Source organism: Pseudomonas sp. Z4-7, from assembly GCF_051131965.1.
Taxonomy (GTDB): domain Bacteria; phylum Pseudomonadota; class Gammaproteobacteria; order Pseudomonadales; family Pseudomonadaceae; genus Aquipseudomonas.
The window spans coordinates 244,926-262,302 of the sequence record NZ_CP071642.1 but is presented as its reverse complement, the minus strand read 5'-3'; the positions used below and the strand labels follow the sequence as shown (position 1 = coordinate 262,302).

At 63.3% G+C, this 17,377-nt stretch carries 14 protein-coding genes; 8 read left to right on the top strand and 6 right to left on the bottom strand.

Features of this window, described 5'->3' with window-relative positions:
* The first annotated feature begins 8 nt into the window (after positions 1–8).
* Positions 9–1,265 (top strand): SDR family oxidoreductase, encoded by a 1,257-nt coding sequence (locus J3P91_RS01070; protein WP_434602487.1) that lies wholly within the window; start codon positions 9–11, stop codon positions 1,263–1,265.
* Positions 1,262–1,729 (top strand): DUF2269 family protein, encoded by a 468-nt coding sequence (locus J3P91_RS01065; RefSeq protein ID WP_434602486.1) that lies wholly within the window; start codon positions 1,262–1,264, stop codon positions 1,727–1,729. The genes J3P91_RS01070 and J3P91_RS01065 overlap by 4 nt, the downstream gene beginning before the upstream one ends.
* A 4-nt stretch (positions 1,730–1,733) precedes the next feature.
* Here J3P91_RS01065 and J3P91_RS01060 read toward each other — a convergent pair whose 3' ends face one another.
* Positions 1,734–2,390 carry an HAD family hydrolase gene (locus tag J3P91_RS01060; protein WP_434570403.1) on the bottom strand — a complete coding sequence of 219 codons (657 nt, stop codon included), beginning with the start codon at positions 2,388–2,390 and terminating at the stop codon, positions 1,734–1,736.
* A 143-nt stretch (positions 2,391–2,533) separates the two neighbouring features.
* Between J3P91_RS01060 and J3P91_RS01055 the strand changes: the two genes are divergently transcribed.
* Together J3P91_RS01055 and ptsP are read left to right on the top strand one after the other, a co-directional pair.
* A complete protein-coding gene (locus J3P91_RS01055; protein ID WP_003186867.1) occupies positions 2,534–3,013 on the top strand; it encodes an RNA pyrophosphohydrolase in 480 nt (159 codons plus the stop codon).
* A 22-nt stretch (positions 3,014–3,035) separates the two neighbouring features.
* Positions 3,036–5,315 (top strand): phosphoenolpyruvate--protein phosphotransferase, encoded by a 2,280-nt coding sequence (gene ptsP, locus J3P91_RS01050; RefSeq protein ID WP_305497566.1) that lies wholly within the window; start codon positions 3,036–3,038, stop codon positions 5,313–5,315.
* 127 nt (positions 5,316–5,442) lie between these two features.
* On the opposite strand, the gene J3P91_RS01045 is transcribed toward ptsP, so the two are convergent.
* Positions 5,443–6,189, bottom strand: a complete 747-nt coding sequence (locus tag J3P91_RS01045) for an NRDE family protein (RefSeq protein ID WP_434602485.1) — start codon at positions 6,187–6,189, stop codon at positions 5,443–5,445.
* Between the two features lie 147 nt (positions 6,190–6,336).
* Between J3P91_RS01045 and J3P91_RS01040 the strand changes: the two genes are divergently transcribed.
* The 3 genes from J3P91_RS01040 to J3P91_RS01030 all read left to right on the top strand — a co-directional run bounded on the left by J3P91_RS01040 (position 6,337) and on the right by J3P91_RS01030 (position 9,018).
* Positions 6,337–7,119, top strand: a complete 783-nt coding sequence (locus J3P91_RS01040) for a sulfite exporter TauE/SafE family protein (RefSeq protein ID WP_434574314.1) — start codon at positions 6,337–6,339, stop codon at positions 7,117–7,119.
* Between the two features lie 68 nt (positions 7,120–7,187).
* Positions 7,188–7,997: a prolipoprotein diacylglyceryl transferase gene (gene lgt / locus J3P91_RS01035; protein WP_434570407.1), complete on the top strand. Its 810-nt coding sequence runs from the start codon at positions 7,188–7,190 to the stop codon at positions 7,995–7,997.
* 49 nt (positions 7,998–8,046) lie between these two features.
* Complete coding sequence (locus tag J3P91_RS01030; protein ID WP_434602484.1) at positions 8,047–9,018, top strand: thymidylate synthase; 972 nt, start codon at positions 8,047–8,049, stop codon at positions 9,016–9,018.
* A gap of 135 nt (positions 9,019–9,153) precedes the next feature.
* Here J3P91_RS01030 and cadR read toward each other — a convergent pair whose 3' ends face one another.
* Positions 9,154–9,600 carry a Cd(II)/Pb(II)-responsive transcriptional regulator gene (gene cadR / locus J3P91_RS01025; RefSeq protein ID WP_434570409.1) on the bottom strand — a complete coding sequence of 149 codons (447 nt, stop codon included), beginning with the start codon at positions 9,598–9,600 and terminating at the stop codon, positions 9,154–9,156.
* Between the two features lie 85 nt (positions 9,601–9,685).
* On the opposite strand from cadR, the gene J3P91_RS01020 reads away from it, so the two are divergent.
* Entirely contained in the window at positions 9,686–11,905 is a 2,220-nt protein-coding gene (locus J3P91_RS01020) for a heavy metal translocating P-type ATPase (protein WP_434602483.1), read from the top strand.
* Between the two features lie 204 nt (positions 11,906–12,109).
* Here the strand turns inward: J3P91_RS01020 and J3P91_RS01015 are convergent, their stop codons facing one another.
* The 3 genes from J3P91_RS01015 to J3P91_RS01005 are packed head-to-tail and all read right to left on the bottom strand — an operon-like array spanning position 12,110 to position 17,318.
* On the bottom strand, positions 12,110–15,157 hold the full coding sequence (locus tag J3P91_RS01015; protein ID WP_434602482.1) for an efflux RND transporter permease subunit: 3,048 nt from the start codon (positions 15,155–15,157) through the stop codon (positions 12,110–12,112).
* On the bottom strand, positions 15,154–16,218 hold the full coding sequence (locus tag J3P91_RS01010; RefSeq protein ID WP_434602481.1) for an efflux RND transporter periplasmic adaptor subunit: 1,065 nt from the start codon (positions 16,216–16,218) through the stop codon (positions 15,154–15,156). The genes J3P91_RS01015 and J3P91_RS01010 overlap by 4 nt, the downstream gene beginning before the upstream one ends.
* A complete protein-coding gene (locus tag J3P91_RS01005; RefSeq protein WP_434602480.1) occupies positions 16,215–17,318 on the bottom strand; it encodes an efflux RND transporter periplasmic adaptor subunit in 1,104 nt (367 codons plus the stop codon). Before J3P91_RS01005 ends, J3P91_RS01010 begins: the two co-directional genes overlap by 4 nt.
* Positions 17,319–17,377 lie beyond the last annotated feature (59 nt).

Below are 17,377 nucleotides of genomic sequence, written 5' to 3'. Positions count from 1 at the left end.
GGACGGGCATGAAGATCCTACTGGTGGGAGGCGGCGGTTTTATCGGGCGCCATCTGCTGCGAGCGTTGCACAGCGCTGGCCACTCGATCATCGCAACCAGCCGTGAGCCTCAGGGGCCAGGTTGGCCTGGGGTTGAATGGCGGCAGCTGGATCTCGGTGTACTGGCAGGCGACCCTGAACACTTTGCCTTGCCCCTGGACGTCGATTTGCTGATCAACGCGGCCGGGCTGCTCAGCGTCGACACCGAGGCGCTGAGCCTGGTCCAGGATCGGGGCGCGCGAGCGTTGTTCGACCAGGCCGCGCGCCGCGGTGTCCGGATCCTGCAGATTTCCGCGCTGGGCGCGAGTGCGCAATCGGACGTGCCGTTCCTGGCGAGCAAAGGCTTGGCCGACGAATATCTTTGCGTGCTGGACAGCGTATCGGTGGTGCTGCGGCCCTCGTTGGTGGTGGGACCAGGCGGCGCGAGCAGCGGCTGGATGGAGGGCCTTTCTCCGTGGCCGTTGATTCCCTTGCTGAATCTTCAAGCGCGCATCCAGCCCGTACATGTCGATGACCTGGTGGGCGCGGTGCTCGCCCTGCTGCGGCAATGGCCGACCGAGTCGGTGGTATTGCCGCTGGTAGGACCGGAGCCGATGACGCTGGCCCGACTCATCGATCATCTGCGCGCCGCCCAAGGTTGGGCGCCGGCCCGCTACATCAAGGCCCCTGCGCTGTTGACTGAACCGGGCAGCCGGCTTGGGGATCGGTTCGGCTGGCGGGCGTTGAACAGGCAAAGCCTGGCCTTGGCACAAAGGGACAATCTGGCCGACCCCGCGGCACTCGCGTCAATCTGCGGGTATTACGCCGCCCCCGTACAAACCCGCTTGCAGGATTGGCCCAGCGCAGCCCAGAGCAGCCTCAGAGCGATCCGCCCGCTGATGCTCGCGGTACTGGCGATCATCTGGCTGGGTACCGCCATCGTCTGCCTCGGCCCCGGCTACGATTGGGGCTTGCGTATCATGGCCGAAGCCGGTGTCCACGGCGCCTGGGCGAAGCTTGCGGTAATCGCCGGTGCGCTGTGTGACGGCGCGCTGGGCGTGGGCATGCTATTCAAGCGCTGGCGCCGCCAGGCATTGCGGTTACAGTTGGGATTGATGCTCGGCTACACGCTTTGCATCAGCTTTATCCTGCCGCACTATTGGTTTGACCCTTATGCGGCTGTCGCCAAGAACCTGGTGCTGATAGTCGCCACTTTATGGCTGCTTTGGACTGAACCGCGCCGATGAGCATTTACGTGCTACTGAAAACCCTGCACATCCTGTCCTCGACCATCCTCTTCGGCTTGGGCGCGGGGTCCGCCTACTACGCGCTGCGGGCCTGGCGCAGCGGCAAGCTTGAAGTCATTGCCGTCACCTTCAAGCATCTGGTCTTCGCCGATTGGGCGTTCACGGCCACCACCGCCGTGTTCCAGCCGCTGAGCGGCCTGGCCCTGATGCATGTGGCCGGCTGGCCACTGCAACAGAGCTGGTTGATGTGGAGCATCGGCCTTTATTGCCTGGCGGGCGCCTGCTGGCTGCCGGTGGTCTGGTTGCAGATCCGCGTGCACAAAATGGCCGAGCAAGCCTTGCAGGACGGCACGCCCATGCCGCTCAAGGCCAGCACCTACATGCGCTGGTGGTTTGCGCTGGGCTGGCCGGCGTTCCTCGCGTTCATGGTGATCTTCTACCTGATGGTGGCCAAGCCTGCGTGAGAGGTCAGTCGCGCAGGCTGATCACCGGCCAGCCGCGTTTCTCGGCCTCGGCCCGCAGGTTCGGATCCGGATCGACCGCCACCGGGTGCGTCACTGCTTCCAACAGCGGCAAGTCGTTCATCGAGTCGCTATAGAAGTAGCTGTCGTCCAGCGAATACCCGGTCTCTTCCAGCCAGCGGTTCAGCCGGGTCACCTTGCCCTCGCGGAAACAGGGGATGTCGGTGCTGCGCCCACTGTAGCGACCGTCGATCATTTCGCACTCGGTGGCGATCAGGGTTTCGACGCCCAGACGCTCGGCAATCGGCGCGGTGACGAAGCGGTTGGTGGCGGTGATGATCACCAGCTTGTCGCCGGCATCACGGTGTTTCTTCAGCAGCTCGATGGCTTGGGGCAGCACGATCGGCTCGATGCAGTCGCGCATGTACTCGAGATGCCACTGCGCCAGCACCTCCATCTCGGTACGGCCGAGGATTTCCAGGCAGAAATTCAGGTACGCGGCGTTGTCCAGCTTACCGGCCAGGTAGTCCTGGTAAAACTCATCGTTGCGCGCCTTGTAGGTGACGGCATCCAGAAACCCGCGCTCGCAGAGGTAATCGCCCCAGGCGTGATCGCTGTCGCCGCCCAGCAGCGTGTTGTCCAAGTCGAATAAAGCCAGCCGCATTGCAGTTACTCGCTGAAATTTCTTGAGAAAGGCGCCCAGAATACGGACTTTTCACAAGAGTGCACATAAGGTGGGCAGCCTCGTTGCTGCTTTCACAACCTTTGTGGAACAATGCGGCGACATGCGTTTGCGAGGTTGTTGCCGTGATCGATCCCGATGGTTTCCGTCCCAATGTGGGGATCATTCTTACGAATGATGCCGGACAGGTGCTATGGGCTCGCCGTATCAATCAAGACGCCTGGCAGTTTCCACAGGGAGGGATCAACCCCCAGGAGACGCCGGAAGAGGCTTTGTACCGCGAGTTGAACGAAGAAGTGGGGCTGGAGCGAGAGGATGTCGAAATACTCGCCTGCACCCGAGGCTGGTTGCGCTATCGTTTGCCGCAACGCCTGGTCCGCACGCACAGCCAACCGCTGTGTATCGGCCAGAAGCAGAAATGGTTTCTCCTGCGCCTGATCTCCAACGAGCAGCGGGTGCGGATGGATTTGACCGGTAAACCGGAATTCGATGGCTGGCGCTGGGTCAGTTATTGGTATCCGTTGGGCCAGGTGGTGACATTCAAGCGCGAGGTGTATCGACGCGCTCTCAAAGAGCTTGCCCCGCGCCTGCTGACGCGCGACTGACGACGGAGTTCGACCCCGAGCCATGCTCAATACGCTGCGCAAGATCGTCCAGGAAGTTAACTCCGCCAAGGATCTCAAGGCGGCGTTGGGGATTATTGTATTGCGCGTCAAAGAGGCCATGGGCAGCCAGGTCTGCTCGGTCTACCTGCTGGACCCCGAGACCAACCGTTTTGTGCTGATGGCGACCGAGGGCCTGAACAAGCGCTCCATCGGCAAGGTCAGCATGGCGCCCAACGAAGGCCTGGTCGGCCTGGTCGGTACCCGGGAAGAACCGCTGAACCTGGAAAACGCCGCCGATCACCCTCGTTATCGCTACTTTGCCGAGACCGGCGAAGAGCGCTACGCATCGTTCCTCGGCGCACCGATCATTCACCACCGCCGCGTCGTCGGCGTGTTGGTCATCCAGCAAAAAGAGCGCCGCCAGTTCGACGAGGGCGAAGAAGCCTTCCTCGTGACCATGAGCGCGCAACTGGCCGGGGTTATCGCCCACGCCGAGGCCACCGGCTCGATCAGCGGCCTGGGCCGCCAGGGCAAGGGTATCCAGGAAGCCAAGTTCGTCGGCGTGCCGGGCTCACCGGGCGCGGCGGTGGGCACCGCGGTGGTCATGCTGCCACCCGCCGACCTCGACGTGGTGCCGGACAAGACCATCGCCGACATCAATGCCGAGCTGGGCTTGTTCAAGACTGCCATCGAAGGCGTGCGAGCCGACATGCGCGCCCTGTCCGCCAAGCTGGCGACGCAACTGCGGCCTGAAGAGCGCGCGTTGTTCGATGTCTACCTGATGATGCTTGACGATGCCTCCCTGGGCAGCGAAGTGACCACGGTCATCAAGACCGGCCAATGGGCCCAGGGCGCGTTGCGCCAGGTGGTGACCGACCACGTCAACCGTTTCGAACTGATGGACGACGCCTACCTGCGCGAGCGCGCCTCCGACGTCAAGGACCTCGGTCGCCGCCTGCTCGCCTACCTGCAGCAAGAGCGTCAGCAGACCCTGGTCTACCCCGACAACACCATCCTGGTGAGCGAAGAGCTGACTCCGGCGATGCTCGGCGAAGTGCCGGAAGGCAAGCTGGCGGGCCTGGTCTCGGTACTGGGTTCGGGCAACTCCCACGTGGCGATCCTGGCCCGGGCCATGGGCATTCCCACGGTCATGGGCTTGGTGGACCTGCCGTATTCCAAGGTCGACGGCATCCAGATGATCGTCGACGGCTACCACGGCGAGGTCTACACCAACCCCAGCGACGTGTTGCGCAAGCAGTTTGCCGATGTGGTGGAGGAAGAGAAGCAACTCTCCCTGGGCCTGGATGCCCTGCGCGACCTGCCGTGCATAACCCTCGATGGCCATCGCATGCCGTTGTGGGTCAACACCGGCCTGTTGGCCGATGTGGCCCGGGCGCAGAAGCGTGGCGCCGAGGGCGTGGGCCTGTACCGCACCGAAGTACCGTTCATGATCAACCAGCGTTTCCCCAGCGAAAAGGAACAGCTGGCGATCTACCGCGAGCAATTGTCCGCGTTTCATCCGCAACCGGTGACCATGCGTAGCCTGGACATCGGCGGCGACAAATCGCTGTCCTACTTCCCGATCAAGGAAGACAACCCGTTCCTCGGCTGGCGCGGGATCCGCGTGACGCTCGACCATCCGGAAATCTTCCTGGTCCAGGCCCGCGCCATGCTCAAGGCCAGCGAAGGCCTGAACAACCTGCGCATCCTGTTGCCGATGATCTCTGGCACCCATGAGCTGGAAGAAGCCCTGCACCTGATCCACCGGGCCTGGGGCGAGGTGCGCGACGAAGGCACCGACGTACCCATGCCGCCGGTGGGCGTGATGATCGAGATTCCGGCAGCGGTGTACCAGACCAAGGAACTGGCGCGGCAGGTGGACTTCCTGTCGGTAGGCTCCAACGACCTGACCCAGTACCTGCTGGCCGTGGATCGCAACAACCCACGGGTGGCCGACCTCTACGACTACCTGCATCCGGCCGTGCTGCAAGCCTTGCAGAACGTCGTTCGCGACGCCCATGCCGAGGGCAAGCCGGTGAGCATCTGCGGCGAAATGGCTGGCGACCCGGCGGCGGCGGTGCTGCTGATGGCGATGGGCTTCGACAGCCTGTCGATGAACGCCACCAACCTGCCGAAAGTGAAATGGATGCTGCGCCAGATCAACCTCAGCAAGGCCCAGGAGCTGCTGGCGGAGCTGATGACCATCGACAATCCGCAGGTGATCCATAGCTCCTTGCAGTTGGCGCTGAAAAACCTCGGGTTGGCGCGGATGATCAACCCGGCTTCGAACAAGACCCTCTAGATCCTGCGGCGAGCATTTGTGGCGAGGGAGCTTGCTCCCGCTGGCGGGCGAAGCCCGCCCAAAAGCTTTGGGGCTACTTCGTAGCCCAGCGGGAGCAAGCTCCCTCGCCACGGGGTTATCGTCGGCATTAAACGAGCAGCTCCACCTCCCCCAAATGCCCCCCATGCGGCCCGAAACTGCGCTCGACCATCTGCCGCGTCCCGTCAGCATTAACGATCAGCGCCGTGCTCGCCCGCGTCCCGTAGGCCGGGCTGGCGATGAACACGCTCGACAGCAGCATTTCCGTGGACAGTCCCACGCCGGTGTCCGGCAGCTCCGCCACCGGGGCCGGTTGCGGATCGTTCAATAGCGTCAGCAGCGCTTGGGGTTGCGGGTCATGCAGCACCTCACTCAACGCCGTCCGGGCCTTGAGCAATTTCGGCCAGGGCGTGTTCAACCCGGCGTTGGACAATCCGTAGATCCCTTCGGCCAACGACTGCGGGCGTGTATCGCGCGCGTTGTAGTGCCACAGTTCGGCGCCATCGCCCAGCAGCAGGTTGAAGCCACCATACTCGCCGGCGCGCGGCACGACTTCGCTCAGATAATCGACGATCGACAGGTTCCCGGTCAGGAACCGCGCCACCAGCTCGCCGCGAGACTTGAACGCCGGGAGCTGGCCAGGATCGCGGATGTTGGTCAGCGCGGCAAAGCGGCCCCCGGCGCCGACCCCGAGCCAGGTGCCGCCCGCTTCCAGGTCGCGACCGGCATGCACGTGCGGCGCGTCAGGCCATTGCGCCAGTGGCAGCGTCGGGCGCGCATAGAACTCGTCGCGGTTGGCCGCCACGATCAGCGGCTGGGCGTGGCCGGGCCGCCAGGCAAATACGATCAGGCACATCAGGTTGTCCTGTGAAAAATCCGAGCTCCGCTTTCGTGGTGCCTACTTTACCCACACATCACCAACGCATCCATCGCCTTCAGTGGAGCCCAGGCCCCTCGATCCGTTACCATGCCGCTCTTGTTTGCGATGGTCGAGGCGACGCTGGTGGAATTCCTGCTTTATCTGCTGCTCGGCGCCTGTGCCGGTGTACTCGCCGGGCTATTCGGCGTCGGCGGCGGGATGATCATCGTCCCGGTGCTGGTGTTCAGTTTCACCTTGCAGGGTTTCGACCCGCAGGTGTTGACGCACCTGGCTGTCGGTACGTCCCTGGCATCGATCATCTTTACCTCGGTGAATGCCGTACGCGAGCATCACCGCAAAGGCGCGGTGCGCTGGCAGATCTTTACCTGGATGACCGTCGGGATCCTGATCGGTGCCGGTTTCGGCGCCATTACCGCCGAAGCGATCTCCGGCCCGCATCTGCAAAAAATCATCGGCATATTCGCCATGCTCGTTGCCCTGCAATTGGCGCTGGATTTCAAGCCGAAGGCCAGCCGTACCGTGCCGGGCAAGGTCGGATTGGGCCTGGCCGGCACGGTTGTCGGCTGGGCCTCGGCGATTTTCGGTATCGGCGGCGGTTCGCTGACCGTACCGTTCCTGACCTGGCGCAGCGTGCCGATGCAACAAGCGGTGGCGACTTCGTCGGCCTGCGGGCTGCCCATCGCCCTGGTCAGTGCGTTAAGTTTCATGATTCTGGGGTGGCAGGATCCGCTGTTGCCGCCTCATAGTCTCGGTTTTGTATATTTGCCGGCACTGCTGGGCATCGCCCTGACGAGCATGATCTTCGCCCGTTTCGGCGCGCGACTGGCCCATCGCCTGTCGCCGCGCTTGCTCAAGCGGCTGTTCGCCGCTTTGTTGTTCAGTGTGGGCTTGAGTTTCCTGCTCTGACGCAATCCTGGCTTAATCCCGAGGTGGCAGCTTCGCCCGGGTATTTTTGACGTTCACGAGGAATATCAATGCTGCCTTACCCGCAGATCGATCCGGTTGCCCTGGCCATCGGCCCGCTGAAAATCCACTGGTACGGTCTCATGTACTTGATCGGTATCGGCGGTGCCTGGTGGCTGGCCTCGCGCCGGCTCAACCGGTTTGACCCGACCTGGAACAAAGAGAAGCTCTCGGACCTGGTGTTCTGGCTGTCCATGGGCGTGATCGTTGGCGGGCGCCTGGGCTATGTACTGTTCTACGACCTGAGCGCCTACCTGGCCAACCCGACGCTGATCTTTGAAGTCTGGAAGGGCGGCATGTCGTTCCATGGGGGCTTCATCGGCGTGATGCTGGCGGCGCTGTGGTTCGGCAAGCGCAACAACAAGTCGTTTTTCGAACTGATGGACTTCGTCGCGCCGATGGTGCCGATCGGCCTGGGCGCCGGGCGCATCGGCAATTTCATCAACGCCGAGCTGTGGGGCAAGCCGACGGACGTGCCGTGGGCGATGGTCTTCCCGCCGTTCAGCGACCCGGCCCAACTGCCGCGCCACCCGTCGCAGCTGTACCAGTTCGCCCTGGAAGGCGTGGCACTGTTCCTGATTCTCTGGTTGTTCTCGCGCAAGCCGCGGCCGACCATGGCGGTGTCGGGCATGTTTGCGCTGTTCTACGGGATCTTCCGTTTCATCGTCGAGTTCGTCCGCGTACCGGACGCCCAGCTCGGCTATCTGGCGTGGAACTGGCTGACCATGGGCCAGGTGCTGTGCCTGCCGATGATCATCGGTGGCCTGGCGCTGATCTGGCTGGCTTATAACCGTGCACCGGCTGCGGCGGCCAAGGTTTAAAATTCGGACCCCGGGGCGCTGGCCCCGGGTTCAAGGACACAGGTAACTCATGAAGCAATATCTCGACCTGGTGGCTCACGTCATCAAGAACGGCACCAAGCAAGCCAACCGCACCGGCGTGAACACCATCAGTTTCCCTGGCGCGATGCTGCGCTATGACCTGAAGGAAGGCTTTCCCGCCATCACTACGCGCAAGATGGCCTTCAAGTCGGCCATTGGCGAGATGTGCGGTTTCTTGCGTGGCGTGAACAATGCCGCCGAATTCCGGGCCCTGGGCTGCAAGGTCTGGGACCAGAATGCCAACGAAAATGCGCAATGGCTGGCCAACCCGTTCCGCCAGGGCGAAGACGACCTGGGCGAGATCTACGGCGTGCAATGGCGCAAGTGGCCGGCTTACAAGCAGATCCCGCTGAGCAACCCGGCCGCCATCGAGCAGACGCTGGCCCAGGGTTATCGGCAGATCGCCGAAGGCGAAGAAAACGGCCAGGCCTACGTGGTGCTGTACAAGGCTATCGATCAGGTTCGCCAGTGCGTCGACACCATCATCAAGGACCCGGGCAGCCGGCGCATCCTGTTCCACGGCTGGAACTGCGCCCAGCTCGATGAAATGGCCCTGCCACCGTGCCACCTGCTGTATCAGTTCCATCCGAATGTCGAGACCCGGGAAATCTCCCTGACCCTCTACATCCGCTCCAACGACCTGGGCCTGGGCACGCCGTTCAACCTCACCGAAGGCGCCGCGCTGCTAAGCCTGATTGGCCGCCTGACCGGTTATACGCCGCGCTGGTTCACCTATTTCATCGGCGATGCCCACGTCTACGAAAACCACTTGGACATGCTCAATGAACAGCTCACGCGCGAGCCGTTCCCGATGCCCCGACTGTTGATTTCCGAGCGCGTGCCGGAGTTCGCCAAGACCGGCGTATACCAGCCCGAGTGGCTGGAGCAGGTCGAACCGAGCGACTTCTCCCTCGAAGGCTACCAACACCATGCGCCGATGACCGCGCCGATGGCGGTCTAGAAAACGCCACGTCTCCCCTGTGGGAGCGAGCTTGCTCGCGATGAGGTCATCACATTCAACACAGATGTTGACTGATAGACCGCTATCGCGAGCAAGCTCGCTCCCACACTGGATCTGCATGCGCTGCAGGTCAGGTCAATGCCCATGACTCCTGCCCACATGTGAATGCTCCACCTCCGGCGCCACCGCCCCGCTCACCTCCAACCGTTGCAAGATCCCACACTGCTCAAGATCCGGCCCTTCGCCACAGCGATGGCGCAGGTCGATCAGTTGCGCCTGCAAGGCCTGCAGTCCGTCGATGCGCGCCTTGACGTGGTGGATGTGTTCGTCGATCAATGCGTTGACGCTCTCGCATTGGTCCTGGGGGCTGTCGCGCAAGGCGAGCAGGCTGCGGATTTCCTCCAGGGTCATGTCCAGGGTCCGGCAGTTGCGGATGAACGTCAGCCGCTCGGCATGGGCCTGGGTGTAGACGCGATAATTGCCGTCACTGCGGGCCGGTTCCGGCAGCAACCCCTCACGTTCGTAATAGCGGATGGTCTCGACCTGGCAGTCGGTGATTTTCGCCAGTTCGCCAATCTTCATCGGATGAACTCCAAATAGGTGCTTGACCCTATAGTGGCTACAGGGTCTTTACTGCGCAACAGGCACTTTTCACGGACGTAACCCGATGAACGATTCCATCCATACACCCCGACCCGCCCATGGCCATGAGCACGGGCACTCCTGCTGCTCATCCAAGGCAGCGCCGGCGGTAGTCACGCTCGACAAAACGCCGACGGACGGTGCGCGGCTGAGCAGTTTTCGCATCGAAGCCATGGACTGCCCTACCGAACAGACACTGATCCAGAACAAGCTCGGCAAACTTGAAGGCGTGCAGCGACTGGAATTCAACCTGATCAACCGTGTGCTGGGCGTAACCCATGACCTGCCCAGCGACACGCCGATCATCAAGGCCATCGAGTCCTTGGGAATGCAGGCGGAACCGTTGACGGCTGGCCAGGACAAACCGACTCACACCCCGCCCGCTCCAGCCAAACCATGGTGGCCGCTGGCGTTGTCCGGCGTCACAGCATTGGGCGCCGAGGTGATTCACTTCACCAACGCCGCGCCGAACTGGGTCGTCGCGTTGGTGGCGCTGGTGTCGATCCTCAGCGGTGGCCTCGCCACCTACAAGAAGGGCTGGATCGCCCTGAAGAACCTGAACCTGAACATCAACGCCCTGATGAGCATCGCCGTGACCGGCGCGGTGTTGATTGGCCAATGGCCGGAAGCGGCGATGGTGATGTTCCTGTTCACCGTGGCCGAACTGATCGAGGCCAAGTCCCTCGACCGTGCGCGCAACGCCATCAGCGGCCTGATGCAGATGGCGCCGGAACAGGCCACCGTGCAGCAGGCCGATGGCAGTTGGCAGGTCCAGGAAGTGAAGAGCATCGCCCTTGGCGCGCGGGTGCGGGTTCGCCCCGGTGAACGCGTCGGGCTGGATGGCGCTGTGGTCGCAGGTCGCTCGACCATCGACCAGGCGCCGATCACCGGGGAAAGCCTGCCGGTGGACAAGACCGTGGGCGACAAAGTGTTTGCCGGCACCATCAACCAGGCCGGCGAACTGGAATACGCCGTGACCGCCGCGGCCGATCAATCCACCCTGGCGCGGATTATCCATGCCGTGGAGCAGGCCCAGGGGGCCCGGGCACCGACTCAGCGCTTCGTTGACCGGTTCTCGACAATCTACACCCCGGCGGTGTTTGCCCTGGCCTTGGCTGTGGCCGTCATCCCGCCGCTGTTCATGGGCGCAGTCTGGTTCGACTGGATCTACCGGGCGCTGGTCCTGCTGGTGGTCGCCTGCCCATGTGCACTGGTGATTTCCACCCCCGTGACCATCGTCAGCGGCCTGGCGGCAGCGGCGCGCAAAGGCATCCTGGTCAAGGGCGGCGTGTACCTGGAGGGCGGCCACAAGCTCGATTACCTGGCCTTGGACAAGACCGGCACGATCACCCACGGCAAACCGGTGCAGACCGATTACCTGGCTCTGGACCCCAGCGTGGAAACCACCGCACCGGCCCTGGCCGCCAGCCTCGCGGCGCGGTCGGACCATCCGGTATCCCGGGCGATTGCCCACGCGGCTGTGGATAAACAACTGGCGCAGCAGGTTGTGGATAACTTCGCGGCGCTTGCCGGGCGCGGCGTTCGCGGTGACATCGGCGGCCAGACCTATCACTTGGGTAACCATCGCCTCGTGGAAGACCTGGGCCTGTGCTCTCCCGAGCTGGAAGCGAAACTCTTCGCCTTGGAAAAACAAGGCAAGTCCGTCGTGCTGCTGCTTGGCAGCACCATGCCTCTGGCGCTGTTTGCCGTGGCCGATACCGTCAAGGACTCCAGCCGCGAAGCGATCCGGCAGTTGCATGACCTGGGCATCAAGACGCTGATGCTGACCGGCGACAACGCCCACACCGCCGAGGCGATTGCCGCACAGGTGGGCATGGACCGAGCCCACGGCGACCTGTTGCCGGAAGACAAGCTGCAAATCATCGAGAAGCTCTACGCCGGGGGTCACCGGGTCGGCATGGTGGGCGACGGCATCAACGATGCCCCGGCCCTGGCCCGCTCGGAAATCGGCTTCGCCATGGCGGCGGCCGGCACCGACACCGCCATCGAGACCGCGGACGTAGCGCTGATGGACGACGACCTGCGCAAGATTCCCGCGTTCATCCGGCTGTCGCGGCAGACGTCGAGCATCCTCAAGCAGAACATCGCCCTGGCGTTGGTGATCAAGGCGATTTTCCTTGGGGTGACCTTCGCCGGGTTCGCCACCATGTGGATGGCGGTGTTTGCCGACATGGGGGTGAGCTTGCTGGTGGTGTTCAATGGGTTGCGGTTGTTGCGCAAGTAAAGATTGACGGTGACTGGAAGGGCCCTATCGCGAGCAAGCTCGCTCCCACAGTGGTTCTTTGCTGCTCATAGAATATGTGTTCACTAAAGATCCCTGTGGGAGCGAGCTTGCTCGCGATGGGCTGCGCAGCAGGCCTTATTGGGGCCGCTTCGCGGCCCAGCGGGAGCAAGCTCCCTCGCCACAAGGGCAGCGAAGGCTGCCGTGTCACTCGCGCTTGGGCTCGCGGATCTTGTACCAGGCCACATACAGCGCTGGCAGGAACAGCAGCGTCAGCAGCGTGGCGACGATGATCCCGCCGATCATCGCGTAGGCCATCGGGCCCCAGAACACTTCCCGGGCGATCGGGATCATTCCCAGGCTCGCCGCCGCCGCCGTCAACAGGATCGGCCGGCGCCGGTGCTCGGTCGCTTCCACCACCGCATCCCAGGGTTCGTAGCCGTCACGTTCGTATTCGTCGATCTGGGTCACCAGGATCACCGAGTTGCGGATGATGATGCCGATCAGCGCAAGGATCCCGAGGATCGCCACAAAGCCCATGGGCGTACCCGTCGGCACCAGCGCCAGGACCACGCCGATCAAACCCAGGGGCGCGACACTGGCCACCAGGAACAATTTCTGCACGCTGTGCAACTGGATCATCAGGAATGTCGCCATCAGGAACAACATCAGCGGCACCACGCTGGCGATCGGCCCCTGGGCCTTGCTGCTTTCCTCCACCGTGCCGCCGGTGGCGACCTTGTAGCCTACCGGCAATTTGGCGGCGAACCTGTCGATGTCCGGTTGCAGTTGCCGCACCAGGTCCGTCGGCTGGATTTCATCGCGCACGGCAGCCTTGATGGTAATGGTCGGCTTGCGGTCGCGGCGCCACACCAGTGGTTGCTCCAGCTCGTAGCGCACCGTGGCAAAGGCCAGCAGCGGAATCGAGGTCCCACCCGGTGTGACGATCTGCAGGTTCTGCAAGGTTTCCGGCGAACCGCGCTCGGCGTCTTCGGCGCGACCCACCACGTCGATCAGGTAGATATCGTCGTTGACCTGGGTCACCGGCGAGCCGCTGACAATGCTGTTCATCAGCCGGGCCACGTCATCCGAAGACAATCCCAGTTGCCGCGCCTTGTCCTGGGCGATGTCGATGCGCAGTACTTTGCCCGGCTCGTTCCAGTCGTAGATGATCTCGCCAATGTGCGAGTTCTTGTCCAGTTCGGTGGCAAGCTCGATGGCATGCTTGCGCACCTGGTCGATGTCCTTGCCGCTGACCCGGTACTGGATCGGCCGGCCGACCGGCGGGCCCATTTCCAGCGCCTGCACGTAGCTGCCGATGCCGACGAAATCTTCACGCAGGCGCTTTTGCAGGCGTTCGCTGAGGGCCGTGCGCGACTCCAGATCCTTGCTGACGATCACCAGTTGCGCGTAGTACGGGTTCTGCAGTTGCTGGTCCAGCGGCAGGTAGAAGCGAATGGCGCCTTCGCCGATGTAAGTGCTCCAGCGCGCGATGTCCGGGTCGCCCTTGAGGGTGGCCTCCAGGCGATCGACCGCCTTGCGCGTCTCGTCCATCGAGGCGTTTTGCGGCAGGTTGAGGTCCACCAGGATCTCCGGGCGGTCCGAGGACGGGAAGAACTGGTTCTGTACGAAGCGCATGCAGAATACCGCCAGCGCGAACAGCAGCACGGTGATCCCGATTGCCCACCAGCGATTGCGCATCGCCCATAGCAGGCCACCGTTGAAGGCCCGTCCGACCCGTCCCGGCTCGTTGCTGTGGGGCTTTACGTTGGGACTGAGAATGTGCACGCCGATCACCGGGGCGAACAGCACCGCGACGATCCAGGACACCAGCATCGCCACGGCAATCACCGCGAACAGCGTGAAGGTGTATTCGCCAGCCGAACTGGCGTTCAGGCCGATGGGCACAAAACCGGCCACGGTCACCAGGGTCCCGGTGAGCATCGGAAAAGCGGTCGAGGTATAGGCAAACGTCGCGGCCTGATCCTTGGAATCGCCTTTTTCCAATCGCGTGACCATCATTTCCACGGTGATCATGGCGTCGTCCACCAGCAAGCCGAGGGCGATGATCAATGCACCGAGGGAAATCCGCTGCATGGTGATGCCGCTGTATTCCATGAACACGAACACCATCGCCAGCACCAGCGGGATCGAGCAGGCCACCACCAGCCCGGCGCGGATGCCGAGGCTGATGAAACTGACCACCAGAACGATGATCACCGCCTCGAACAAGGCGCTGGTGAAGCCGCCGACGGCTTCCTCCACCACTTCGGCCTGGTCCGACACCGTGTGCACGCCGACGCCCACCGGAAGGTCCGCGGTCAGTTCGTCCATGCGCGCATGCAGCGCCTTGCCGAACTCCTGGATGTTGCCGCCCTTCTTCATGGCAATGGCAAGACCGATCGCCGGCGTGCCGTTGAAGCGGAACATCGGCGTGGCGGGGTCGACGTAACCACGGCGAATGTCGGCGATATCGGCGAGGCGATAGAAACGATCATTGAGTCGCAGGTTGACGTTGGCCAGGTCCTTTTCCGATTGGAACTGGCCGGACGTGCGCACGGAGATCCGCTCCGGCCCGGCGTCGATCACCCCTGCCGGGGTCACGGCGTTCTGCGACTGCAGGCTCTGTACTACCTGGCGCTGGTCGATGCCCAATGCGGCGAGTTTGCGCGTGGAAAAATTCAGGTACAGCACTTCGTCCTGCTCGCCGACCATTTCCACCTTGCCCAGGCCGGGCACGTCGCGGATCTCGGCGCGCACCTGTTCGACATAATCGCGCAACTGACGCATCGACAGGCCGTCGCCGGTGAAAGCGTACACGGAGCCGTACACATCGCCGAACTCGTCGTTGAACCCCGGTCCCTGCAGGCCCTGGGGAAATTCGCCGCGGATGTCGTCGATCTTCTTGCGCACCTGGTACCAGATCTGCGGGATTTCCTCCGCGCCGGTGGTATCGCGCAGATACACGAACACCGTCGACTCCCCCGGCCGGGTGTAACTCTTCACATAATCGAGGGAATCGAGCTCTTCGAGTTTTTTCTCGATGCGGTCGGTGACCTGGTCGAGGGTTTCTTCCTGGGTCGCGCCGGGCCAGCGGGTCTGGATGACCATGGTCTTGATGGTGAACGACGGGTCTTCTTCGCGGCCCAGGTTCATGTACGAGAACACGCCCATCAGCAATGCGACGAACATCAGGTACCACACGAAAGACTGATGCCGCAGGGCCCATTCGGATAAGTTGAAAGGCCCTTTCATCGTGCGTCCTCGTCGAGTTTCACTTTTTGCCCCGGCTGGAGACTGTTCACCCCGGCGCTGACCACGCGGTCGCCAGGCTTGATGCCGTTGGCGACCAGGACCGAACCGGCCGATCGCTCGATAATCTGTACTTCTCGTGGCGAGACTGTCTGGCTCTGCGGGTCGATCAGCCAGATTCGCGCCTTGCCGTCGACTTCCTGCAACGCGCTGAGCGGCAGCTCGATGCGCGGTTCGATGGCTGAGCTCAGAGTCACGCTGATGGCGGTGCCCAGGCGAAAGCCCGGCGGGGTATCGGTCAGGGTCAGGCGCGCGCGGCGGGTACGGGTGGCGCTTTGCGCCTGAGGCTCGATCTCGCGCACGATGGCCGTGGTGTGGGTCGCCGGGTCGAGCTGCGCAGCGACCTCGAACACCACATCCTCGGGCAGGCGCTCGGCCAGCCCGGCGGGCAAGTCGATCACCGCTTCCTTGACGTCGGGGCGGGCCAGCGTCACTACTTGCTGGCCGGCGGTCACCACCTGCCCCGCCTCGGCCGTCCAGGCGGTGACGACCGCGTCATGGTCGGTACGCAGTTCGCTGTAGTTGAGCTGGTCGCGGGCCTGTTCCACCGTGGCCTTGGCCTGTTCCAGGGAGGCAGCGGTGGTTTTCAGGTCCGTCTGGGCGATGTCCAGTTGTGCCTGGGCACCGACGCCACGGTCGAACAATTGCTGCTGACGACGGGCATTGGCCTGGGCATTGATGTACTGCGCCTCGATCCGCGCCAGGTCGCCCTGGGCGGCGCGCAACTGGTTCTGCTGGTCGGTGGGGTCGAGGGTTGCGAGCAGGTCGCCCTTCTTCACTTCCGCGCCAACATCGACGTTGCGACTGGCGATGCGCCCGGGCACACGAAAACCCACGTTGGTTTCGTAGCGCGCCTGGATATTCCCGGCGAAGCGTCCCAGAGCCTGCTGGTCCAAGGCCCGGACCTCAATGGACAACACCGGCCGCACCGGCTCCGGCGGTGCTTCTTCTTTCGAGCAGGCGGCCAGCAGCAGGCCGGCCGCGACCATCCACAGGCGCTTCATGGCTGGGCTCCTGACGGGTTTTTCTCATAGCTGTTTTCAGCGATCTCGACGCGCATGCCCGGATGAAGCAACTGCCCGCCGGCAATGATGACTTTTTCGCCGCCCTTGAGCCCGTCGCTGACGATGACCTTGCCGGTCAGGTAGCGGCTAACGGTGACGTTGTGCAACTGCGCCTTGCCTTCGCCGTCCACCAGCCACACGGCCGGATTACTGAGATTCTTGGTCAGTGCCGACCAGGGCAGCTCCACGGCGGTTTTTCCTGCGGATTTGGCGGTGGCGCTGACCACCGAACCCAGGCGCATGCCTTCGGGCAAGTCGTTGAGCGTGACCTTGACCTGCACGGTGCCGGTCTCGGCGGACACCGCCGGGGTGATCTCGCGCACCGTACCGGTGGTCTTGATGGCAGGGTTGTCGAGCAGGCTGATGACAATGTCCGGCGCCGATGGCGGTTCGCTCAGCAGCGACTCGTAGATGTTGAACACCGCGTCGCGCTCACCGTCCCGGGCCAGGCTGAAGATCGGCTCCGTGGCCTGGACCACCTGGCCCACTTCGGCCTGGCGCGCCGTGATGATGCCCGGCGCCTCGGCGATCAGTGCGGTGTAGCTCAGCTGTTCGCGGGCATTGGCCAGTTGTGCCTGGGCCGCCGTCAGCGCGCTCTGGCTGCTGCGCAGTTGCGCCTGGGCCGCGTCGTATTCGCTCTGGCTGGTGTAGCCCTTGGGCAAGAGCTTTTGCTGGCGCACAAATGCCGCCGCACTCTGCTTGACCCGCGCCTGTTCGGCGGCCACCTGGGCCTCGGCGGAGTCGACGTTGGTCTGCAGGTCCCGCGGATCGAGCCGGGCCAGCACTTGCCGGGCCGAGACCCGGTCGCCGACGTCGACTTTGCGCTCGATGATCTTGCCGCCGACACGAAACGACAGGTCAGCCTGCACGCGAGCCTGGACGTCGCCGGTAAGCGTCACCGAGGCGGCGTATTCGGAAGGTATGGCCTGCTGCACGAAAACCCGTGGCAAGGCTTTTTCCTCGGGCTTCTTGTCACCGCACCCCGCCAACACCGCACACACGCCCAAGCCAACAATCAATTTGATTCCAGGACCAGCCATGCAGACTCCTTTGCGTTGTACGGACGTACCAGTGACGATACGACTGTGAGCTTAGAACA